Genomic DNA, 22,348 nt, shown 5'->3' with positions numbered 1-22,348 from the left:
GCCCAAACGGGCGCTCGCTTTACGCATAGCGCTGGCGTGAGCGTCGTTCTTTCGTGCTAGAGCCAGAACCATGGAATCCGCTTCCGAAGCGCTTCGCGCCGACGTCGTCCTGGTGGGCGGCGGACTGGCCAACAGCCTGATCGCCCTGCGCCTGAAAGCGCTGCGGCCGGGCCTGCGCGTGCTGTTGCTGGAGCGCGAGGCGACCATCGGCGGCGAGCACACCTGGTGCCACTTCGAGACCGATGTCGATGCGGCCATCGGCGGCTGGCTGCGGCCGCTGATCGTGCATCGCTGGACCGGCTACGAGGTGCGCTTTCCCGCCCACAGCCGCCGCCTGCCCACGCCCTACCTCGCCATCACCTCCAATCGCCTGCACGCGGTGGTGAGCCGCATGCTCGGCCCCGACGCCTGGACAGGCGTGGCCGTGGTCGACGTCAATCCGCATCAGGTCACCCTGGGCGACGGCCGGCGCATCGTCGCCGGCGCGGTGATCGACGGCCGCGGCGCGCGGCGCAGCAAGCGGCTGGCGCTGGGCTGGCAGAAGTTCGTGGGCCAGGACCTGCGCCTGTCCGCGCCCCACGGCCTCTCCGCCCCCATCATCATGGACGCCACGGTGCCGCAGACCGACGGCTACCGCTTCGTCTACGTCCTGCCGCTGGACGAGCGCCGCCTGCTGATCGAGGACACCCGCTACAGCGACGGCCCGGGCCTGGATCGCGCCTCGCTGGGCGCCGCTATCGCCGACTACGCCAAGTCCCAGGGCTGGACCATCGAAGCCGTCGAGCGCGAGGAGCACGGCGTGCTGCCCATCGCGTTGGGCGGCGACATCGACGCCTATTGGCAGGAAGCCAGGCCGCAGGTGGCGGAGGTCGGCCTGCGCGCCGCCCTCTTCCAGCCGACCACCGGCTATTCCCTGCCCGACGCCGCGCGCCTCGCCGACAGGATCGCCGCCCTGCCCCGCATCACCAGCGCCAGCGTCCGCGCCTGCGTCGAGGCCCATTCCAAGGCGGCCTGGCGCAAGCGGCGCTTCCTGCGCCTGCTCAACCGCATGCTGTTCCGCGCCTGCGCGCCGGAAGAGCGCTATCGGGTGCTGGAGCGGTTCTACCGCTTGTCGGTCCCGCTGATCCAACGCTTCTATGCGGCGAGGCTGACCTGGCGCGACAAGGCCCGGGTGCTGATCGGCAAGCCGCCGGTGCCGATCGGCACCGCCATGAAGTGCATAAGCGAGAATTCCGTGTTCGGAGGACAAGACGCATGAACGCCCACGCCCCGGTCCCGCCCCGTCCCAAGGCGGCCGTCATCGGCGCCGGCTTCGGCGGCCTGTCGCTGGCGGTGCGCCTGCAGTCGCAGGGCTTCGACGTCACCCTGTTCGAGGGCCGCGAGAAGCCGGGCGGCCGCGCCTATGTCTGGGAGCAGGATGGCTTCACCTTCGACGCTGGTCCCACGGTCGTCACCGATCCCGATTGCCTCAAGGAGTTGTTCGAACTCTCGGGCAAGCGGATCGAGGACTATGTCGACCTGCTGCCGGTCGATCCGTTCTACCGCCTGCTGTGGGAAGACGGCGACGTCTTCGACTACGTCAACGACCAGGAAGGCCTGGACCGCCAGATCGCCGCCCGCAACCCTGCCGATGTCGAGGGCTACCGCCGCTTCCACGACTATTCCGAAGAGCTGTACCAGAAGGGTTATGTCGAGCTGGGCGCCGTGCCCTTCCTCGACTTCGGCTCGATGATCGCCGCCGCCCCGTCGCTGATGAAGCTGCAGGCCTGGCGCAGCGTCTATGACAAGGTCGCCGGCTTCGTGAAGGACGAACATGTCCGCCAGGCCCTGTCGTTCCACAGCCTGCTGGTCGGCGGCAGCCCTTTCGCCACCTCGTCGATCTACGCCCTGATCCATGCGCTTGAGCGCCGCGGCGGCGTGTGGTTCCCCCGCGGCGGCACCCACGCCCTGGTGCGGGCCCTGGCCAAGCTGTTCACCGACCTGGGCGGCAAGCTGCATCTCTCCCGCCCTGTCGAGCGCATCGCCGTGCGCGAGGGCCGCGTCACCGGCGTCGTCACCAAGGAAGGCTTCGAGGCCTTCGACACAGTCGCCTCCAACGCCGACGTCATGCACACCTACCGTCACCTGCTGCGCGAGGAGCCGCGCGGCCAGAAGGTCGGCAAGGCGCTGGAGAACAAGCGCTGGAGCCCGTCGCTGTTCGTGGTCTATTTCGGCCTCAAGACCCAGCATCCCGAGATCCGCCACCACACCATCTGCTTCGGCAACCGCTATCGCGAGCTGATCGGCGAGATCTACGGCAAGAACGCCCTGGCCGAGGACTTCTCGCTCTATCTGCACCACCCCACCGCCAGCGATCCGGCCATGGCCCCGGAAGGCTGCTCGACGTTCTACGCTCTCTCGCCGGTGCCCAACCTGCAGACGGCCGACATCGACTGGTCGGTCGAAGGCCCCAAGTATCGCGACCGCATCCTGGCCTATCTGGAAAAGCACTACGTCCCGGACCTGACCGCCGACCTGGTCACCAGCCGCTTCATCACGCCGGACGACTTCGTGAAGGACCTCAACGCCTGGAAGGGCGCGGCCTTCTCGCTGGAGCCGATCCTGACCCAGAGCGCCTTCTTCCGCACCCACAACCGCGACGACGTGATCCCGAACCTCTATTTCGTCGGCGCCGGCACCCATCCGGGCGCGGGCATCCCCGGCGTGGTGGGCAGCGCCAAGGCTACGGCCGGGTTGATGATCGACGACTTCGCCACCGCAGCTCCGGCCGCCGAATGAGCGCGCTCGAAGCCGATATCGAAGCCTCCAATCTCGAGGCCCAGAGCCGCGAGGCGATCCAGAAGGGCAGCAAGAGCTTCGCAGCGGCCGCCGCCCTGTTCGACGCCCAGACCCGCGCCGACGCCGAGATGCTCTACGCCTGGTGCCGGCACTGCGACGACGTCATCGACGGCCAGACCCTGGGCCACGGCATGAGCCCCGTGGCCGACGCGCCGGCGCGACTGGAAGCGCTCTACGCCCAGACCCGCAGCGCCTTGGCCGGCGAGACCCCCACCGATCCGGTGTTCGCCGCCTTCCAGACCGTGGCCCTGCGGCGTGGCATTCCCGAGCGCTATGCGCTGGACCTGATCGACGGCTTTTCCATGGACGTCGAGGGCCGGAGCTATGCCACCCTGGAAGACCTGCTGGCCTATTGCTGGGGCGTGGCCGGCGTGGTCGGCGCCATGATGGCCATCGTCATGGGCGTACCGGCTTCGGATCTCGCCACCCTGCGCCGGGCCCAGGACCTGGGCCTCGGGTTCCAGCTGACCAATATCGCCCGCGACATCGTCGAGGACGCCCGCAACGACCGGATCTACGTGCCCCGCGCCTGGCTGGCGGAGCTGAACCTGCCGGTCGCGCAACTGACCGATCCCTCCCGCCGCGCCGACGTCGCCGCCCTCGCCCGCCGCCTGGTCGAGGCCGCCGAGCCCTACTACGCCTCGGCCCGCTGGGGCCTGCGCGACCTGCCCGTCCGCTCGGCCTGGGCGATCGCGGCCGCGCGCGGCGTCTATCGCCAGATCGGCCTGGACGTGGTCTCGGCCGGCCCAGCGGCCTGGGACGAACGCGTGGTCGTCAGTGGGCGGATGAAGGCCTGGCGCGCGCTGGAAGGCGGGATCGTCGCCCTGCGCTCGGCGACCCTGGACCGGCTGGGCGCTGCGCCCGAGCGGCCGGCGATGTGGTCGAGGATCTAGAGCCCTAACGCTCCAGCTCGCGATCCGGGAACGCCAGCTTCACCGCCAGGGCCACGAACAGCACCCAGCGGAAATCGTTGTAGGCCACCGCGATGCTCTCCGTCAGGGCCACGAGGCTGTAGACGACCAGGAACGGGAAGGCGAGCAAGGCGCCACGGTCGCGGAATACCGCGATCAGGGCCAGGGTCATGGTCTGGATGTAGGACAGCCCCCAGGCGGCCATGCCGAACAGCCCCATGCCCAGCCACTGCTCAAGCCAGGAATTGTGGGCGTGCTGGGCCTGGAAGCCGGCGTTCTTGCTGATCCAGGCGAAGGGCCCCCAGCCGCTCTTGTCGCCCCAGATGGCGTGGTAGCCGAAGCCCAGCCACGGCCGCTCCTGGATCTCGACCAGGGCCGCGCTCCAGATCTTGGTGCGGCCAGTCAGGGTGGCGTCCTTGCCCAGGATGGCGAAGAACACGTCCGAGGCCAGCACGACAAAGGCGATCAGCAGGCCAAAGCCCGTCACCGCCGTCCAGGTGGCCGCCGTGCCTGCCGCCGGCCCGCGCCGGGCGATCAGCACGAAGCCCAGGGCCGCCACCCCCAGCATCAGCGACACCAGCGAGGTCTTGGAGGTCGACATCAGGACAAGGCCGATGGCCAGGACCGCAAAGCCCCACCACAGCCTCGCCCGCTTGGGGTTCAGGAGGGCGGCGGCGGAGATGATGCAGAAACCGAACGCCATCATGCCGCCCAGGCCGTTCTTCTCGCGCCACAGGCCCCGCCAGGCGCCGGGGAAGAGCTCGGTCATCACCCCGATGCGCGGCACGGCGATGCAGACGACGTAGGAGGCGACGATCAGCACAGCGAAGGTGGCGGCGAAAACCTCGGCCAGCTCGCGCCAACGGAAGCGCGCGGCCAAGGCCACGCCCCCCAGGGTGGTGCAGGTCACCGCGAAGGCGCGCCGGGTGGTGACGTCGGGCGCGATCGACCAGAAGGTCGACAGGCAGACGATGCCGATCAGGGCGAACAGGAACGGCTGGCGGACCGCCGCCCGGAAGCTGTTGCGCGGGTCCAGCGCGATGAGGCCAAAGCCCGCCGCATAGGCCGGCAGATAGGCGACGCGCAGGATGGCCGAGCCGGCCTCGTCGGCGTTCTCGCCCACCAGCGGCAGCTCCCAGCCGCCGCTGTAGAGCAGCAGAAGGAACACCGCGGCGGTGAAGATGGCGATCTGGGGAAACAGGAGCCTTGGCAGCGCGACGCTGACCGGTCCGCCGCCGTAGCTCAGGCCGTGGCTCACGGCAGGATGGCCCGCAGGAAGCTCGGCGGCGTCACCGAGGCCTGGTTGAAGAACACCCCGGCGCAGCGGCCGCCCGCCGAGGCCAGGGCGTCGCGCAGCAGGCCCGGCGGCCTAACGTCGGCCTCCTGGGCGCTGACCACCAGTATGGTCTGGTCCATGTGCTGGGCGATGGTCAGGGCCGCCTGGGTGCTATCGGCCGACGGACAGTCGACGACGATGATCTCGGCGTGGCGGCGCAGGGCGGCCCAGTATTCCACGCCGGGCAGGATGTGGGCCTTCTGGCGGCCGCGCAGGGCCTCGCGCTTGAAGCGGGTGACCCACAGGCGCGGACCGCCCACGCTATGGGCGGCGATGTACTTGGAGTCGGGCCACACCCCGCCATCGGGCCGGGGGGCCGGCGGCTGGACGGTGAAGAACATCGAGCCGTCAGGGCTGGCGGCCGCGCCCGAGCCCAGCTGGCCGTAGCGATCGGGCTGGGCGGCGATGGCCTGATACTGCGGCGAGGTAGTCAGATCCAGGTCGATCAGCCAGGTCCGGCGACCGGCGCGCCGGGCGGCGAAGCGTGCGAACTCGCGGGCGACCGTCGAGGTCCCCTCCCCTCGCCGGGCCGAGACGAACTGGACGACGTGCGCACGGCCGGCCGCGGGGGCGCCGAGCGACCCCCACAGTTCAGCCATTTCGACGTTCAAATCCACCATTCGTCCGAATCGCCGCGCGTTGAAGACCGTTGAAACTAATGCCTAACCATGTTCGCGCGAAAGGCGACCAAATCGCCCACTTGGACCTTAGGCCGCGCGCTTGACACTGGCCGTGGCCAGGACCGGCAGGCCCAGCGTGCGCGAGGCCGAGGCCGGCGTCTGCAGACCCGGGCGCAGCAGCATCCGCACCAAGCCCGCGCAGGCGGCGGTGAAGACGGCGAACAGGAAGGCCAGCACGAAGACCGGCTTCTGCAGGCTCTTGCCCTGCGACGGCGCGACGGCCCGCTGGACGATGCGGATATTGTCGCTGCTCTCGGCCGACATCTGGCGCTGGGCCTGGTCCTGCTGCTCCTTGACCGTGAAGTCGCGGACATTGGCCGACAGCACGTCGCGGTCGCGGGTCAACTGGTTGAACTGCGGCTCCAGTTGCGCAAGGCGCAGCAGGCGCTCGTTCACTTCCTGCACCTGCATGGCGTAGGCGCCTTGCGCCTGGCGCAGGGCGGCGACCTCCGCCGACAGATCGTTGCGGGTCGACTGCAGGGTCTGCCAGATCGGATTTGGGCCGCTGCGGCGCGCGCCTTCGCCGTTGGTGCGGCCACTGGCCACGCCCTGCTCCAGCTGGGCGATCTGGGCGTCGATGTCGCGCACCGGCTGGGCGTTCGGCAGATAGCGGGCCAGCAGGCCCTCGCGATCGAGCTTCAGCTGGGCCAGCTTGCTGGAGGCCGACATGTCCTGGTCTCGATAAAGCACCGCTTCGGCCGGTGTGCGGGCCAGCTCGGCTTGCACGGCGGCAAGGCGCCCCTGGCGATCCTGCAGCTGGGCGTCGATCGAATATTTCTGGGCCTCGGTCTGGGCCTGCAGCTGGGTCAGGGCGGTCTTTTGGGCGGTGAAGTCGCCGATGTCGTTGGTCTGCAGGAAGGCCTGGTAGGCGGTGTCGGTCTCGGCCAGGCGCTGCTCGAAGGTGTCCCGCTGCCGGGCCAGCACCTTGTCGTCGTCGTTGATCAGCAGGCTGCGGCGATAGATCAGGTACTCTTCCAGCAGCGTGTTCAGCACCTTCTCGGCCGTTTCCGGATCCTGGTGCTGGTACGACAGGCGGATGATCGAGTTGTCGGGGGCGGTCTCGATCTTCAGGCTGCGGCCGACGCTGTCGCGCCCCTGGGCGATCATCTTGCGCTTCTGCTCGGGATTGGCCGCGGCGTACTTGGCGCCGGCGTCCGGGAACACGGTGGCGAAGCCCAGCTTGCGGATCACCCGCTCGCGCAGCTCGCCGCTGCCCAGGATCTCGCTTTCCGACTGGATCACCTGGTCGACGTCGGGCACCGCGCCGCGGGCGGCGTCGCCAGCGCGCGGCTCATAGACGTATTCCTGGCCCAGGCGCACGAAGAGGCTGGAATTGGCGGTGTAGGTCTTCTTCAGGGTCGTGGCGAAGGCGACGCCCAGCACCATGATCACGAGGAACACCGCCAGCATCAGCCAGCGCTCGCGCCACAGCAGGGTGATGAAATCGGTCGGCGCATAGCGGGCCCGCGCCGCCCAGTCGCGTCGCGACGGCGGGTCGTGCGGCACGCTGGTCCAGGCGCTCGTCGACATGCGAATCCAATGGGTCCAAACTTCCTCACGACCCTGGCGCGTTCGGGCTTAAGGTTTGGTTACCTATGTTTGGTAAGAGTCGTCGCATGGATCGGCGCATCGCTCTCTCCACCGCCCTGGCCCTGGTGCTCGCGAGCACCGGCCTCTCGGCCTGCGGCCACGTCGACGGCGAGCCCCTGACGCCCGCCCCGCGTCCCACCGGCCAGTTCCCCAACATCGGCTACGCCGACTGGAGCGAGAGCGAGCCCGCCTACCGCTTCTATCCAGGCGACGAGCTGGAGGTGACCGTACCTTCGGCCACGGAGCTTAATAAGTCGGTGGTGGTGCAACCCGATGGCCGCGTCGCTTTGCCGCTGGTCGGGCCGGTGATGGCCGCCGATCGCACGATCGAGGAACTGGAAGCCTCATTGACCCAGGCCTATGGCCAGCAGCTGCTGCGCCCGCAGGTTCAGGTGGCGGTCAAGGCGACGGCCCCGCTCAAGGTGTTCGTCGGCGGCGAGGTGGGCAATCCCGGCGTCTACGACATGGCCGGCGACGGTGACGCCCTGCGGGCCGTGATCCAGGCCGGCGGGTTCAAGAGCTCGTCCAAGCGCAGCCAGGTGATCATCATTCGTCGCGGCCCCGACGGGCGGGCCATGATGCGGACGGCCGACCTGCTGAGGGGCCTGACGGATCCGCGCGGCGCGGACCTGGTGCCGCTTCGCCGCTTCGACATCGTCTACGTGCCGCGCAGCGGGGCGGCGGAGACTGGCCTGTTCATGCAGCAGTACTTCCGGGACCTGCTGCCGATCAGCTTCAGCTACGCCATCAACGGCTTCAGCAACTGAGCTTGCAAAGTCACGGCCGGATCCAGAGAGCGTCCGGCCCGAAGGTAGAAAAGGCTGAACCGTGGTTCAGCCGTGAGCCAGCCATTGGCGCGCCTGGCGCTGGGCTTCGGCAACGTCTTCGCTGGCCATCTCTTGCGACAGTTCCTTGCGATAGACCTTGGCTTCGACCGAACCGCGCATGGCGGCCAGGTTGAACAGCATGTGGGCCGAGACGTAGTCCAGCGGCGCGCCGCCCTGGCCGGTCGAATACAGCATGCCCATGCGGAACAGCTCGTCGCCGCTTGAGTCGGCGGTCGGCAGCGGCAAGCCCATAACGGCGGCGGGCGGTTCGATGCTCATCATCATGACTTCAGTTCCCCAGTCCTTCCGGCCGGTCCCCAGTGGTCCAGCTCGGTCATGAACACAGAGAAAACCTTGCTCGCTGAACATATAGTTAAGCGCGCAGAGATCATGAATCGAGGCGCGACAACACGCCTCGATCACTGAAGTAACCCCTGATAAACTCGGGTATACGGGTGGTTAACGGGCGCGTTGGCCGAACAGAACCTTGCGGGCCTCTTCGGCAGCTTTTCCCGACGCTTGCAGGCCGCTGGAACGCAGCTCCGCCCCAAGCTTGAAGCCCTTCTGCACGGCCTCGCGCGCGTTCAGCCGCTCGAACCAGGCCTTGATGTTCGGAAACTCCTCGATCTGGATGCCCTGGTTCTTCCAGGGCACGACCCAGGGCCAGATGGCGAAGTCGGCGATGGACAATTGGCCGCAGACGAAATCCTTCCCCGCCAGCTGCTTTTCCAGCACGCCGTACAGGCGGTGGGTCTCGTTGGTGTAGCGGATCGCGCCATAGGCCAGCTGGCGCTGGTCGGCGATGATCGCCCCGGCGTACTGGCGGAAATGGTGGGTCTGGCCGGCCATCGGGCCAAGGCCGCCCATTTGCCACATCACCCACTGGTCGATGTTCACGCGATCGCGCTCGCCTTCGCCGTAGAACTGGCCGGTCTTGCGGCCGAGATACTGCAGTATCGCCCCGGACTCGAAGACCGAGATCGGCTGGCCGTCGGGACCGTCCGGATCGACGATGGCGGGCATGCGGTTGTTGGGGCTGATGGCCAGGAATTCCGGCTTGAACTGCTCGCCCGTGCCGATGTTCACCGGGATCATCTCGTAGGGCAGGCCCATCTCCTCCAGCGCGATGGAAATCTTCCAGCCGTTGGGCGTGGGCCAATAGTGCAGTTCGATCGGACTGGTCATGCACGCGACTCCCTGATGTCGGTCTTGATGACGCAGAACATGGCCATCCGCGCGCGCGACGCCAATATCCATCCTGACATGACCGTTCAGCGACGGTTCAGGCGCCGGGGATCAATCTTGTTTCCAAGGTCGAGGGACCAGGCCGCCGCAAGGCGACCGCTGACCACAAGGAGACGTACACATGAAACGTCTGTTGCTCACCATCGCCGCCGTGGCCTCGGTCGCCGGTCCGATGGCCGCCGTCGCCACCGACGCTTCGGCCCAGGGCCGCGGCGACCGCCACGAAGACCGCTGGGACCGCAGGGATGATCGGCGCGACGACCGTCGTGGCGACCGCTGGGATCGCCGAGATGACCGTCGGGGCGACCGCTGGGACCGTCGTGACGACCGTCGCGGCGACCGCCACAGCCGCTGGGACGACCGTCGCTACAACGGCTACTATTACCGCGACCGCTGGTACTACGGCGCGCCGCCGGCCCACTACTACGGCCGTCCGGACTATCGCCCGGGCTACAGCGCCTGGCGCCGCGGCGGCTATCTGCCGCCCTACTACCGCGGCGGCGGCTATGTCGTGCACGACTACGGCCGCTATCACCTGCGCCAGCCGCCCCGCGGCTACTACTGGTACCGCGCCGGCAACGACTACGTGCTGGCCGCCATCGCCACCGGCCTGATCTTCGAGATCATCAACAACTAGATCGTCGGCATTTCGTCGATATCTGAAAAGCCTTGCGGCGCCCCGGGCACTCCACCTGGGGCGCCGTTTTTGCGCCATGCTCGCCGCGCGCGCGCCACGCATCGGGCCGCAAAGCCCGATTGTCGGGTCATTTCGGCCGTATCCGGTCGCCAGCCTAGGCCTCGCGTCACAGTCCGACGCAGCAGACACGAAGGCGCTTACCGATGAAGAGCTTGCGCATCTCCGCCGCCGTCCTCGCCCTCGCCACCGCCGGCTACGCCGGTTCGGCCCTGGCCCAGCAGGCCCCGGCCGATCCTTCCGCCCAGACCACCCCGCCTTCGTCCAGCAGCAGCTGGGGCTCGTCGACCACGACGACCGATCCCTCGGCCTCGACCACCGCCCCGGCCACGACCGACAGCACGACGCCGCAGGCCGACAGCGCCGCCAGCGCGGGCGAGCCGACCTCGGCCACGGCCCCGGGCGAGACTTCGACCACTACCGCCCCGGCCGCCGAGGACGCGACCAAGGCCGACAGGAAGGCCAAGAAGCACAAGAAGCACGCCGACGACCCGGCCGCCGCCTCGTCGTCCGCGCAGGACCCGACCACGCCTCAGTAGACGCGTCCCTGTTCGAGTCCCCTCCGAAAGGAGCAGGGCCCGCCGCTTTCGCGACGGGCCCTTCTTCTTGTGGCTGTGCGTCCTTCGAGGCTCGGCTTCGCCTCGCACCTCAGGATGGGGATCTATTGCACTGACGTCCTCATCCCGGGGCGCCCGCGCAGCGCGGGCCTCGAAGGACGCACTGAGTTCCTAGAGACCCAGCTTGGCCTTCAGCAGGTCGTTGACCGTGCCCGGGTTGGCCTTGCCGCCGGTGGCCTTCATGACCTGGCCGACGAACCAGCCGATAGCCTGGGGCTTGTCCTTCACGGCCGCGGCCTTGTCGGGGTTGGCGCCGATCAGCTCGTCGATCGCCGCCTCGATGGCGCCGGTGTCGTTGATCTGCACCAGGCCGCGCTTCTCGACGATCTGCGCGGGACGGCCTTCGCCGGCCCACATGTGCTCGAAGACCTCCTTGGCGATCTTCGAGGAAATCGTGCCGTTCTCGATCAGCTCGACCAGCTGGGAGATGTCCGACGAGGGCAGCGGCGAGTTGGCGATCTCGTGGCCGCCCGACGACAGCTTCGACAAGAGCTCGTTGGTCACCCAGTTGGCGACCAGCTTGGCGTCGCGGCCTTTCGCGGCGGCCTCGAAGTAGTCGGCGCGGTCGCTCTCGATGATCAGCACGCCGGCGTCATAGGCCGACAGGCCGTACTGGCTCTGCAGGCGCTGCTTCTTGGCGTCCGGCAGTTCCGGCAGGGTCTCTTCGATCGACTTCACCCACGCCGGGTCCAGCACCAGCGGCAGCAGGTCCGGATCGGGGAAGTAGCGGTAGTCGTGCGCCTCTTCCTTCGAACGCATCGAGCGGGTCTCGCCCTTGGTCGGGTCGAACAGGCGGGTTTCCTGGTCAATCGAGCCCCCCTCTTCGAGAATCTCAATTTGCCGGCGGGCTTCGTACTCGATGGCCTGCTGGATGTAGCGGTACGAGTTGACGTTCTTGATCTCGCAGCGCGTGCCCAGGTGCTTGAAGCTGCCGGTCTCGCGGAACTTTTCATAGTCGCCCGGACGGCAGACCGACACGTTGACGTCGGCGCGCAGGTTGCCCTTCTCCATGTCGCCGTCGCAGGTGCCCAGATAGACGAGGATCGTCCGCAGCTTCTTGACGTAGGCGGCGGCCTCTTCCGAGGTGCGCATGTCGGGCTTGGAGACGATCTCCATCAGCGCCGTGCCAGCGCGGTTCAGGTCCACATAGGTGGCGTTCGGATCCTGGTCGTGCAGCGACTTGCCGGCGTCCTGCTCCAGGTGCAGGCGCTCGATGCGCACGTCGAAGGTCGTGCCGTCGTCGCGCTCGACGCTCACCACGCCCTCGCCGACGATCGGCTGGTCGAACTGGCTGATCTGATAGCCCTGCGGCAGGTCGGGATAGAAGTAGTTCTTGCGGTCGAAGCGGCTCTTCAGGTTGATCTGCGCCTTCAGGCCCAGGCCCGTCTTCACCGCCTGCTCGACGCAGAAGCGGTTCAGCACCGGCAGCATGCCCGGCATGGCCGCGTCGACGAGGCTGACCTGCTCGTTGGGACCGGCGCCGAAGCCGACGGCGGCGCCCGAGAACAGCTTGGACTTGCTGGCCACCTGGGCGTGAACCTCGAGGCCCAGCACCATTTCCCAGTCGCCGGTGCGACCCTTGATCGTCTTGGAAGCAGCTTCGGTCATGTCTCTTGTCCTCCCTCCGTCGCCGGAAGGCCGGTTAGCGCGGGCGGCGAAGCAGAGGCCTCGCCGTGTCGGGGGTTCCTCATGCACCGTGGGGGTCGGGGAGCGCAAGGCTAGGCAGCGGTTTCTTACGAGGTATAAAACGGGCGCGCGCTCTGCCCTCCCTCACTGCGCCTCTGTCGCGAAAACCAATGATGAACAGACACTCCCACCAACGACCAGCGAGAGCATATATCCTGCGTTAGGTCAGCTTGATCCGCGGTGCGAGCCACTGAGATTATCTGTGAAATCGGTCGGGGCCAGAACCTGCCGATGCTGGGCTTCAAGGCCACGAACGCGACGCATTGCTCTCAGCTTAGCCTCGCCGTCAACGACTAGCGCTGCCTTGCGAGCGATCGAAAGATTTAGGTGCGAGCGCTTTGGCAACCGCACACCATCGGGTGTCACGACGACACCCGTGATGACACCAACGTCCGAGAACCGCCGTTCCTTCTTGTCATTCAAGCGCAGCCCGACCTTGTGGACCTCCTGCTTGATCTTCCAGACGGTAGCCTCGGGAACGCGCGCGCCCGAAATGGTGATGTCGTCCATGTACACAGTCAACCGGCAACCAACGTCTTCTGCCAGCTTCGCCACTTTTAGCCACATGTCCTCGTGCGCGAGATAAGCCATAATGGGGCTGAGGGGGCTCCCAGTTGGTAGACGTCCGTCAATGGTCGCTACCGACGCAAGGGTCCAAGCAGTGTCTCTTGGCATCAACAGTCGCTTGTTGAAGTACCAATAGACGCGATTCCAAGTTGTAGATGGAAAGTAGGACTTTACATCCAAGGTCACGAACTCTTTCGAGCCGAGATGCGCTCTTGCATTCGAAATGTATGATCGGCCTTTGACTGGGCAGCTCAAAAAGGCTGGAGGATCAATCAGCGAAAGGATAGTCGCCAGTCTAGACTGCAGACGCTTCAAGCGCGGCTTTGGGTTCTCAATGCGTCGGGTCCCGCCATTTGGCTTGTCCTCATCCCATTCCGAGTACGCAGCACTTCCGGCCTTGGCCAACCCCCTGAGCTGCGCAACCTCGATCTTAAGGAGACTGGCGAGGCGCTTGTGGTGGCCCAGCTTGTGAAGCGGAGACTGCTTTATCGGATGCGTTCGGGGCAACGTCGCCATCAGCTTCCTCCCCAGACTGAGCATCAATGAAATCTAAAATCGCCAAGACCTTCTTTGAAACGAAAGATCGGGCACGCTCAGAAGGTTTACTCACGTCAATCTGCTCCGAAAAAAACAGGATTGACGATAGCGGGACATCCAACACAAGTGCGTAACTCTGAAGCAGACTCAAGGTCGGATCTTTCTTCCCGCCCTCAATCGCTGAAATCCATGACTTCGCAACACCAAGCCTCTGAGCCATTTCCGTCTGCGTAAAACCTTTAAATCTCCGCAAAAGTCTCAGAGCATTACCAATCATTTCATCTCCATTAAAGTAACAAGACTGGGTGGCGTTGGACTACCTGTCAAACAGCCGGACTATCTCGACGGCCAAACGACCGAGAAGAATCACCGTCCGGGCTGTCTGGATGTTGAATAGGTGACTGAGCCACTTCTTCTTCATCCGAGACGTCCGCTGCCCCTGCCGTTGGTCATCTTCAGGACCTAACAACATGGTAGGTTCTCCCTCATCGCAGACCTGCACCATGCAGACCTGTCTCGCCATTGATGCGGGAGTGGAGAACGGCAGTTTAACCCAGCTTGCACCTGGCGCGCCCGTCGCCGGGGCGCGCCGATCTCGCGGGACCGAGGGAGACGCCAGGAGGCGATCCACGTGCCCTTGAGCGACGAGAGACCTGCGGCCTCCCACGAACCACGTTGCCGTGGTCCAGAGTATGGCGAACCCTCCGCCTGTTGATGACAATGGCAGATTGAAGCTCCGCGCTCTGACTGTCAACAAAGTTCTCCATCAGAGAACAAATTTCGTGGGAGACGTCGTTATCCTGGCGCGAAGCTCTTCGCGCCAGGCACCGCGGCGGCAGTATTTTGCGATCCGTCAGTTTACAGGGAAAGAGCGCAGAGCGGCCATCTGGATGCCGCCACCCTGAGCATCACCCCCCCTCACGTCCCCCGCGGCTTCGCCCGTGTCGTAGGCGCCGCGCTGGCCGGATCATCCGGCCACACGTGCCGGGGGTAGCGGCCCTTCATCTCGACCTTCACTTCGCGCCAGGAGCCTTTCCAGAAGCCCGGCAGGTCCTTGGTGATCTGGATCGGGCGGTGGGCGGGCGACAGCAGGGCCAGGGTCAGCGGGACCTTGCCGTTGGCGACGCTGGGGTGTTCGGCCAGGCCGTAGAGTTCTCCCACCCGCACCTCGACGCGGGGACCGCCCTCGGCGCCATAGTCGATGGCGAAGGTCGAGCCGGTGGGGGCTGTAAAGCGCGCCGGGGCCTGGGCCTCGATGCGGCCCTGCATGTCCCACGGGATCAGGGTCTTGATCGCCGCCTCCAGCGTGCCCTCGTCGAGACCGGCCAGCGACGAGCGGCCGGCCAGCAGCGGCTCCAGCCATTCGTCCAGCCGCGCGATCAGGGCCTCTTCCGACAGGTCCGGCCAGGCCTCGCCGTCATGGGCGCGCAGGAAGGCCACGCGGTCGAGCAGTTCCCTGCCCCGCTCGCCCAGCTTCAGCGCTGAGAGGCCGTAGGCGCGCACCTGGTCGGCTAGGGCCCCGGCGATCAGGGCCGGGTCGGGTTTTTCGATGATCTTCTCGTCGATGACGAGCTTGCCCAGGCGCAGCAGGCGCTTGGCGCGCAGCTTGCCGCCGCCGCTGGTCTCCAGCCGGTCTTCGGCGACCAGGCGGTCGGCGAAGGCGGCGCGCAGGCTCTCTTCATCCAGCGGCGCGGCCAGCAGGATGCGGTCGCGGGCCTCGCCCCCGCCCAGTTCGCCGACGGCCAGCCAGGTCTCGCGGGCCAGGGCGTCGGTCGGTTCCAGATAGACGCCCCGGCCGCTGGCCAGCTGGTATTCGCCGGGCTTGCCGCGCGCCCTGGCCACCCGCTCGGGATAGGCCTCGGCCAGCAGCAAAGCATCGTCCAGGGGCGCGGCGCCGCTGGGCTTGCCGGCCTGACGCGACCAGCGCTCGGCCAGGGCCCGGGCGTCACGTGCGCGGGGCGTGCGGTCGCGGCCGAAGCCCTCCAGCCGGCTGCGCAGATCCACGCCCCGACCGCCCAGCCCCTGCTCGCTGAGCACGGCGGCGATCTCGGCGGCGCGATGCGCCTGCCCGCTGGCGGCGGCGCGGGCGACCATGTGGGCCAGGCGGGGGGCCAGCGGCATGTTCGACAGAGCCTTGCCGTGCGCCGTCAGCCCGCCATTGGCGTCCAGCGCCTGAAGCCGGTTCAGCAGAGAGCGCGCCTCGCCGAAAGCCGCGCGCGGCGGCGGGTCGAGGAAGGCCAGGCCCTCGGCGTCCTTGGCGCCCCAGCGGGCCAGGTCCAAGGCCAGGCGCGACAGGTCCGCCTCGAGGATCTCGGGCCGGGCGAAGGCGGGCAGAGCGCGAGTTTCCGGTTCGTCCCACAGGCGGTAGCAGACCCCCGGCTCGGTGCGGCCGGCGCGGCCCCGGCGCTGATCGGCGGCGGCCCTGGCCACCCGCACGGTCTCCAGCCGGGTCAGGCCGCTGGACGGATCGAAGCGCGGCACGCGCGAGAGGCCGGCGTCGATCACCACCCGCACGCCCTCGATGGTCAGGCTGGTCTCGGCGATCGAGGTGGCCAGCACCACCTTGCGGCGGCCAGCGGGCGCGGGCTGGACGGCGCGATCCTGCTCAGCCGGCTCCAACGCGCCATACAAGGGCGCCAGGTCGACGTCGGGCCGGCGCAGGCGCTCGGCCAGCCAGCTTTCGGCCCGCCGGATCTCGCCCTGCCCCGGCAGGAAGACGAGGATGCTGCCGGTCTCCTCGGCCAGGGCCCGCTCGACGGCGCGGCCGACGCGCTCCTCAAGGCGCTGGCGGTCGTCGCGGCCCAGATAGCGCGTCTCGACCGGGAACATCCGGCCTTCGCTCTCCACCACCGGCGCATCGCCCAGCAGGGCCGAGACGCGGGCGCCGTCCAGCGTGGCCGACATGACGAGGATCTTCAGGTCGTCGCGCAGCAGGCCCTGGCTGTCGCGCGCCAGGGCCAGGCCCAGGTCGGCGTCGAGGCTGCGCTCGTGGAACTCGTCGAAGATCACGCAGGCCACGCCGTCCAGGCCCGGATCGTCGAGAATCATCCGTGTGAAGACGCCCTCGGTGACGACCTCGACACGGGTATTATTCGATACCTTCGACTGCAACCGGACCCGGAAGCCGACCGTGTCGCCGACGCTCTCGCCCAAGGTCTGGGCCATGCGTGCGGCGGCCGCCCGGGCGGCCAGGCGGCGGGGCTCCAGCATGACGATCTTGCCGTCGCCGACCCACGCTTCCTCAAGCAGGGCCAAGGGAACGGCCGTGGTCTTGCCCGCCCCCGGGGGCGCGACGAGAACGGCGGTCTCGCGTTCGGACAAGGCGCCTTTGAGCGCGGGAATAGCCTGAAAAATGGGCAGCATCGCGCCGGCTTTAGCTGGGCTGGGGATCAACGCCAAGCAGGACTGGACTAGCCTAAGGTGTGGAGAACATTTACGCGCTTCGGCGGCGCGGCCTTGACCCCATGCTCATAAACGGGTCACCGTCCGCAAAATTTTCCAAAGGCGACCCCCGGGGGGGAGTCTTGCCTATCCAGGAGGAACTATGTGGCGCGTTAAATCGCTTGATGCGATCCTTGCGACGGCTGAGAAAAAATCGCTTCATCGCTCGCTCGGACCGGTCCAGCTGACGCTGCTGGGGGTGGGCGCCATCATCGGTACGGGGATCTTCGTCCTGACCGCCGCCGCGGCCCAGAAGGCCGGCCCCGGCATGATGTGGAGCTTCGTGATCGCCGGCGCCGTCTGCGCCATCGCCGCGCTCTGCTACTCCGAACTGGCCTCGATGGTCCCGGTCTCGGGCTCGGCCTACACCTATTCCTACGCCGTGATGGGCGAGCCGCTGGCCTGGATGGTCGGCTGGGCCCTGATCCTCGAATACGCCGTGGCCGCCAGCGCCGTCTCCGCCGGCTGGTCCGGCTACTTCCTCGGCCTGATCGAGAACGCCCTGGGCTTCCAGTGGCCCGCCCTGCTCAAGGCCGGCCCGGCCTGGTCGATGAACGGCTTCATTCCGGTGGCTGACTTCAGCGTCGGCATCGTCAACATCCCGGCCATCCTGGTGGCCCTGTCGGTGACCGCCCTGCTGGTGCTGGGCACCACCGAGAGCGCCCGCGTCAACGCCGTGCTCGTGGCCATCAAGGTCACCGCCCTGACGGCCTTCATCGTGCTGACCATCCCGGTCATCAAGAGCGGCAACTTCTCGCCCTTCGCCCCCAACGGCTGGTTCGGCCCCGAAGGCACCAGCGGCATGGGCATCGTCGGCGCCGCCGCCTCGATCTTCTTCGCCTATGTCGGCTTCGACGCCGTATCGACCGCCGCCGAAGAGACCAAGAACCCGCAGCGCAACGTGCCGATCGGCCTGATCGGCAGCTTGGCGCTCTGCACCGTCTTCTACCTGCTCGTCGCCGCCGGCGCGATCGGCGCCATCGGCGCCCAGCCGGTGCTCGGCGCCGACGGTTCGGCCGTCCAGCCCGGCTCGGCCGCCTTCCAGGCCGCCTGCGCCCTGGCCGACAACAGCGGCCGCCTGGTGTGCTCGAACGAAGCCCTCGCCCACGTCCTGCGCGAGATCAACTGGCCGGTGGTCGGCAACCTGCTGGGCCTGGCCGCGAACCTGGCCCTGCCCTCGGTCATCCTGATGATGATCTACGGCCAGACCCGCATCTTCTTCGTCATGGCCCGCGACGGCCTGCTGCCCGAGAAGCTCGCCACCATCCATCCGAAGTTCAAGACGCCCTACATCGTGACCATCGTCACGGGCATCTTCGTCGCCATCGCCGCCGCCTTCTTCCCGGTGGGCCAGCTGGCCGACATCTCGAACTCGGGCACCCTGTTCGCCTTCTTCATGGTGGCGATCGCGGTGATGGTGCTGCGCGTGAAGGATCCGAACCGTCCGCGTCCGTTCAAGACCCCGCTGGTGTGGATCGTGGCCCCGCTGGCCATGGTCGGCTGCGCGGCGCTCTACTTCAACCTGCCGGCCGAAGCCATGCTGGTGCTGCCGATCTGGGGCGCCATCGGCCTGCTGATCTATCTGGCCTACGGCATCCACAAGAGCCACCTGGGCCGTGGCCTGATCGACGTGCCGGAACTGGCCGCCGACGCGCCGGCCGGCCCCGTTCCGCCGATGCCGGGCGCCCCGGCCCCGGGTTCGCCCGAGGAACGGTCTTGATCTTGGGGCTCTAGCCTCTAGTTCAGACGGGCGGGAACTTCGGTTCCCGCCCGTTTTCGTTTGGAGCCGACACCTTGACCACTTCGTCGCCCATCAGCGCCGTCATCGCCCCGGTCACCCCGCTGCAGCAGAACTGCACGATCGTCTGGTGCTCCAAGACCAGGAAGGCCGCGATCATCGATCCGGGCGGCGAGGTCGACCGCCTGCTGCGCGCGCTGAAGGACCAGGGCCTGACCCTGGAGAAGATCTGGATCACCCACGGCCACATGGACCACGCCGGAGGCGCGGCCGAGCTGAAGGCCAAGACCGGGGTTCCGATCGAGGGTCCGCACAAGGACGACCAGTTCTGGATCGACCGCATCCAGGAGAGCGGCGAGATGTACGGCATGCCCGAGGCCCGCATCTTCGTGCCCGATCGCTGGCTGGAGGACGGCGACGTCGTCACCCTGGGCGAGACGGAGTTCGAGGTCCTGCACTGCCCGGGCCACACGCCGGGCCACGTGGTGTTCTTCCACCGCGAGACCAGGTTCGCCCAGGTCGGCGACGTGCTGTTCCAGGGCTCGATCGGGCGAACGGACTTCCCGCGCGGCAACCACCAGGACCTGATCGACGCCATCACCGGCAAGCTGTGGCCGCTGGGCGACGACATCCGCTTCGTGCCGGGCCACGGCCCGATGTCGAGCTTCGGCGCCGAGCGCCGCAGCAACCCCTTCGTCGGCGACCGCGCCGTGGCGGCGATGAAGGGCCCCGGCTACACGGCTCCGGTGAACCGCTCGCCGGGGTGAGACCCCCCTACTGACGCGGCGGCGGTCCCATGCGGAACTCGTCGCCGGTCAGCTTGCCGTCGCCGTCCTTGTCGGCGGCCGAGAACTGGGCGCGGGCGGCGGCCAGGGCCTCGTCCTTGGTGATCCTGCCGTCCTTATCGGCATCCTGGGCGGCCAGCTGGGCCAGCATCCGGCCGCCGAAGCCGCCACCGCCCGGACCGCCCGGACCGCCCTGCCCCTCGCGCTGGGCGAAGCGCTGCTTGATCGCCTCCAGCTCGGCCGCGTCGATGACGCCGTCCTTGTTGGCGTCCATGCGCTCGAAGCGCTGCTGGGCCGAGGCCTCGTACTCGGCGGCGGTGACGACGCCGTCGCCATCGGCGTCCGGGCCGCGCATGCCGGGGCCAGGCTGGGCATGCGCGGCGGCTCCCAGCAGCGACAATCCAAGGACGGCGGAAACGAGTCGGTTCATGAAGACGCTCCGTGGCGATTTGACGCTAGGGGGCCACGATCAGGTTGCGCGCCTGTTGCAAGCGTGAAATCTGACGGTGACAGGGGCATGAAAGGACCATCGGCATGGAGACCTCCCCGACCACCGCCTCGTCCGCCGCCGTCGCGGACACCGCCAAGGGCGCCGGCGCCCGCATCCTGATCGTCGATGACGATCCGGGCATCCGCGACGTCGTGTCCGATTTCCTCGTCCGCCACGGCTATGTCGTCGACACGGCCCAGGACGCGCGCACTATGGAACAGGCCCTGGCCAAGGGCCCGGTCGACTTGGTGGTGCTCGACGTCATGCTGCCGGGCGAAGACGGCCTGGCCATCTGCCGCCGTCTTGCCGCCCAGGACGGCCCCGCCATCATCATGCTGTCGGCCATGGGCGAGGAGACCGACCGGATCGTCGGCCTCGAGCTGGGCGCCGACGACTATCTGCCCAAGCCGTGCAATCCGCGCGAGCTGCTGGCCCGCGTGCGCGCCGTCCTGCGCCGCCGCACCGAGCCGCGCTCCAGCGACGACACCATGGGCGCGGCCTGCGAGTTCGCCGGCTGGCGCCTCGACCTCGTCCGCCGCGAACTGCGCTCGCCGCAGTCGGTGGTGGTCAACCTCTCCAGCGGCGAGTTCTCACTGCTGCGCGCCTTCGTCGAACGCCCGCAGCGGGTGCTGACCCGCGACCAGCTCCTCGACCTGGCCCGTGGCCGCGACAGCGACGCCTACGACCGCGCCATCGACGTCCAGATCAGCCGGCTGCGCCGCAAGCTGGACGACGGCGGCGGCGGCGAACTGATCCGCACGATCCGCAGCGAGGGCTACATGTTCACGCCCAAGGTCACCCGCACGCCATGAAGTTCGCAGTCCCGGGGCGCGGCGGCGCGCCCCTGTTCGCCCAGGCCCTGGGACTGGCGCTCGTCACACTGGTCGCAACGATCCTGATCTGCGTGGCGGTCGTGTTCAACGTGCCGCCGCCTCCGCCAGAGCTCTACAAGCTCAGCGAGATCAGCCGGGCGCTGAAGAGCGGCGAAACCGTGCATCCGCGCGACGGCCGGCCGCTGCTCGTCCGCCACCGCGCCACCGTCAAGCCCGACGGCGAGGACTCCCAGCGCCGCGCCGAGTTCAAGGCCGCCATCGGCCGCGAACTGAACGTGCCCGTCGACCGGATCTCGATCCGCACCGAGAACGGCCCTCGCTTCTTCGTTCGCACCGCCCGCCAGAAGGGTCCGCCGCCGCCTCCGGGTCCCGGCGGCCCGCGCCCTGGCGGCCCTGGAGGTCCTGGAGGTCCTGGCGCCCTGAACGGTCCGGGCGCGCCTGGCGGACCGCCGCCTCCGCCGCCTGTCGCGATCACTGCCGCCGACCGCATCGCCGCGGTGATGCGCGACGAGCCCTTTCTGTTCGGCGACTTCCAGCTGGGCATTCGCCAGTCCGACGGCCGCTGGCTGGTGGTCGAGCCCAAGTTCACCCTCCTGCGCGATACCTGGCAGGTGCGGATCCTGTTGATCCTGGCGCTGTCGGTCGTCGCCGTGTCGCCGCTGGCCTGGCTGTTCGCCCGGCGCCTGGCCGGTCCGATCACCGCTTTCGCCGCCGCCGCCGAACGCCTGGGACGCGATCCGCGCGCCCCGCCGCTCAGCCTGTCGGGCTCGGCCGAGGTGGCCGCCGCCGCCAACGCCTTCAACGAGATGCAGGAGCGCCTGCGCCGCTACGTCGAGGACCGCACCGCCATGATCGGCGCGGTGGCCCACGACCTGCGCACGCCCCTCACCCGCCTGCGGTTCCGCATCGAGACCACGCCCGACGACGTCCGAGCCAAGCTGGAAAGCGACATCGACCAGATGGAGGCGATGATCTCGGCCACCCTGGCCTTCGTGCGCGACACCAGCCGCCCGGCCGAACGCACGAAGCTGGAGCTCGCCTCGCTGCTGGAAAGCGTCATGGACGAGGCGGCCGAAACCGGCGGCGACGCCACGGCCGAGGAAAGCGACAAGATCGTTATCGAGGGCGACCCGATCGCGCTGAAGCGCCTGGTCACCAACCTGGTCGAGAACGCACTGAAATACGGCGGGGCCGCGCGCGGCCGGGTCTATCGCCAGACCGGCGGCGCGGTCCTCGAGATCGACGACAACGGCCCAGGCGTGCCCTCGTCCGAGCTGGACCGCGTGTTCGAGCCGTTCTTCCGGGGCGAGCCGTCGCGCAATCGCGAGACCGGCGGCATCGGCCTGGGCCTGGCGGTCGTCCGTTCTCTGGCCCGCGCCCATGGCGGCGACGTGACGCTGCTGAACCGCCCCGAAGGCGGCCTGCGGGCCCGCGTAACCCTGCCGGCCTGAGGCTTGTTGCGGCCGCGCAATCAAGCGCGGCCGTGACGACATAACCGCGCAACGCGGCGGCGCTTCAAGCGATGGCAAGGAG

20 protein-coding genes are annotated in these 22,348 nt (G+C 68.1%); 10 read left to right on the top strand and 10 right to left on the bottom strand.

The window, feature by feature from the left end:
* Positions 1–70: 70 nt before the first annotated feature.
* The 3 genes from crtY to DDF67_RS02540 are packed head-to-tail and all read left to right on the top strand — an operon-like array spanning position 71 to position 3,731.
* Positions 71–1,258: a lycopene beta-cyclase CrtY gene (gene crtY, locus DDF67_RS02550; protein ID WP_109099391.1), complete on the top strand. Its 1,188-nt coding sequence runs from the start codon at positions 71–73 to the stop codon at positions 1,256–1,258.
* Complete coding sequence (locus DDF67_RS02545) at positions 1,255–2,778, top strand: phytoene desaturase (protein ID WP_109099390.1); 1,524 nt, start codon at positions 1,255–1,257, stop codon at positions 2,776–2,778. The genes crtY and DDF67_RS02545 overlap by 4 nt, the downstream gene beginning before the upstream one ends.
* A complete protein-coding gene (locus tag DDF67_RS02540; protein ID WP_109099389.1) occupies positions 2,775–3,731 on the top strand; it encodes a phytoene/squalene synthase family protein in 957 nt (318 codons plus the stop codon). The genes DDF67_RS02545 and DDF67_RS02540 overlap by 4 nt, the downstream gene beginning before the upstream one ends.
* A 4-nt stretch (positions 3,732–3,735) precedes the next feature.
* Here the strand turns inward: DDF67_RS02540 and DDF67_RS02535 are convergent, their stop codons facing one another.
* The 3 genes from DDF67_RS02535 to DDF67_RS02525 all read right to left on the bottom strand — a co-directional run bounded on the left by DDF67_RS02535 (position 3,736) and on the right by DDF67_RS02525 (position 7,295).
* Positions 3,736–4,950, bottom strand: coding sequence for an O-antigen ligase family protein (locus DDF67_RS02535; RefSeq protein WP_109099416.1), 1,215 nt, complete (start codon positions 4,948–4,950; stop codon positions 3,736–3,738).
* Between the two features lie 53 nt (positions 4,951–5,003).
* The gene (locus DDF67_RS02530; protein ID WP_109099388.1) at positions 5,004–5,705 is read right to left on the bottom strand and encodes a P-loop NTPase family protein; all 702 of its coding nucleotides are present in this window, start codon (positions 5,703–5,705) and stop codon (positions 5,004–5,006) included.
* Between the two features lie 87 nt (positions 5,706–5,792).
* Positions 5,793–7,295: a GumC family protein gene (locus DDF67_RS02525; protein ID WP_109099387.1), complete on the bottom strand. Its 1,503-nt coding sequence runs from the start codon at positions 7,293–7,295 to the stop codon at positions 5,793–5,795.
* An 86-nt stretch (positions 7,296–7,381) separates the two neighbouring features.
* On the opposite strand from DDF67_RS02525, the gene DDF67_RS02520 reads away from it, so the two are divergent.
* Positions 7,382–8,122, top strand: coding sequence for a polysaccharide biosynthesis/export family protein (locus tag DDF67_RS02520; RefSeq protein WP_109099386.1), 741 nt, complete (start codon positions 7,382–7,384; stop codon positions 8,120–8,122).
* Positions 8,123–8,188: 66 nt separating this feature from the next.
* Here the strand turns inward: DDF67_RS02520 and DDF67_RS02515 are convergent, their stop codons facing one another.
* Positions 8,189–8,467, bottom strand: a complete 279-nt coding sequence (locus DDF67_RS02515) for an SEL1-like repeat protein (protein WP_058350531.1) — start codon at positions 8,465–8,467, stop codon at positions 8,189–8,191.
* 174 nt (positions 8,468–8,641) lie between these two features.
* Positions 8,642–9,367, bottom strand: coding sequence for a glutathione S-transferase family protein (locus DDF67_RS02510; RefSeq protein ID WP_109099385.1), 726 nt, complete (start codon positions 9,365–9,367; stop codon positions 8,642–8,644).
* 181 nt (positions 9,368–9,548) lie between these two features.
* On the opposite strand from DDF67_RS02510, the gene DDF67_RS02505 reads away from it, so the two are divergent.
* Both DDF67_RS02505 and DDF67_RS02500 read left to right on the top strand, forming a co-directional pair.
* The gene (locus tag DDF67_RS02505) at positions 9,549–10,064 is read left to right on the top strand and encodes an RcnB family protein (protein ID WP_109099384.1); all 516 of its coding nucleotides are present in this window, start codon (positions 9,549–9,551) and stop codon (positions 10,062–10,064) included.
* 203 nt (positions 10,065–10,267) lie between these two features.
* Complete coding sequence (locus DDF67_RS02500; RefSeq protein WP_109099383.1) at positions 10,268–10,660, top strand: proteophosphoglycan 5; 393 nt, start codon at positions 10,268–10,270, stop codon at positions 10,658–10,660.
* Positions 10,661–10,849: 189 nt separating this feature from the next.
* Here DDF67_RS02500 and gatB read toward each other — a convergent pair whose 3' ends face one another.
* From gatB to hrpB, 4 genes are all read right to left on the bottom strand, one after another.
* Positions 10,850–12,346 carry an Asp-tRNA(Asn)/Glu-tRNA(Gln) amidotransferase subunit GatB gene (gatB, locus tag DDF67_RS02495; RefSeq protein WP_109099382.1) on the bottom strand — a complete coding sequence of 499 codons (1,497 nt, stop codon included), beginning with the start codon at positions 12,344–12,346 and terminating at the stop codon, positions 10,850–10,852.
* A gap of 243 nt (positions 12,347–12,589) precedes the next feature.
* Complete coding sequence (locus DDF67_RS02490; protein ID WP_158277975.1) at positions 12,590–13,507, bottom strand: reverse transcriptase family protein; 918 nt, start codon at positions 13,505–13,507, stop codon at positions 12,590–12,592.
* Positions 13,422–13,805 carry a helix-turn-helix transcriptional regulator gene (locus tag DDF67_RS26365; protein ID WP_109099380.1) on the bottom strand — a complete coding sequence of 128 codons (384 nt, stop codon included), beginning with the start codon at positions 13,803–13,805 and terminating at the stop codon, positions 13,422–13,424. Before DDF67_RS26365 ends, DDF67_RS02490 begins: the two co-directional genes overlap by 86 nt.
* A gap of 641 nt (positions 13,806–14,446) precedes the next feature.
* On the bottom strand, positions 14,447–16,891 hold the full coding sequence (hrpB, locus tag DDF67_RS02480) for an ATP-dependent helicase HrpB (RefSeq protein ID WP_109099379.1): 2,445 nt from the start codon (positions 16,889–16,891) through the stop codon (positions 14,447–14,449).
* A 181-nt stretch (positions 16,892–17,072) separates the two neighbouring features.
* Between hrpB and DDF67_RS02475 the strand changes: the two genes are divergently transcribed.
* Together DDF67_RS02475 and DDF67_RS02470 are read left to right on the top strand one after the other, a co-directional pair.
* The gene (locus tag DDF67_RS02475; RefSeq protein ID WP_109099378.1) at positions 17,073–18,689 is read left to right on the top strand and encodes an amino acid permease; all 1,617 of its coding nucleotides are present in this window, start codon (positions 17,073–17,075) and stop codon (positions 18,687–18,689) included.
* Positions 18,690–18,763: 74 nt separating this feature from the next.
* Positions 18,764–19,474 (top strand): MBL fold metallo-hydrolase, encoded by a 711-nt coding sequence (locus DDF67_RS02470; protein ID WP_109099377.1) that lies wholly within the window; start codon positions 18,764–18,766, stop codon positions 19,472–19,474.
* 7 nt (positions 19,475–19,481) lie between these two features.
* Here DDF67_RS02470 and DDF67_RS02465 read toward each other — a convergent pair whose 3' ends face one another.
* Positions 19,482–19,922, bottom strand: coding sequence for an EF-hand domain-containing protein (locus DDF67_RS02465; protein ID WP_109099376.1), 441 nt, complete (start codon positions 19,920–19,922; stop codon positions 19,482–19,484).
* Positions 19,923–20,026: 104 nt separating this feature from the next.
* On the opposite strand from DDF67_RS02465, the gene DDF67_RS02460 reads away from it, so the two are divergent.
* Positions 20,027–20,794, top strand: coding sequence for a response regulator (locus DDF67_RS02460; RefSeq protein WP_101711996.1), 768 nt, complete (start codon positions 20,027–20,029; stop codon positions 20,792–20,794).
* Positions 20,791–22,266, top strand: coding sequence for an ATP-binding protein (locus tag DDF67_RS02455; RefSeq protein ID WP_109099375.1), 1,476 nt, complete (start codon positions 20,791–20,793; stop codon positions 22,264–22,266). The genes DDF67_RS02460 and DDF67_RS02455 overlap by 4 nt, the downstream gene beginning before the upstream one ends.
* The last annotated feature ends 82 nt before the right edge of the window (positions 22,267–22,348 follow it).

The sequence above is a fragment of the Caulobacter endophyticus genome, from assembly GCF_003116815.1.
Lineage (GTDB): Bacteria > Pseudomonadota > Alphaproteobacteria > Caulobacterales > Caulobacteraceae > Caulobacter > Caulobacter endophyticus.
This window is presented reverse-complemented; position numbering and strand designations above follow the sequence as displayed.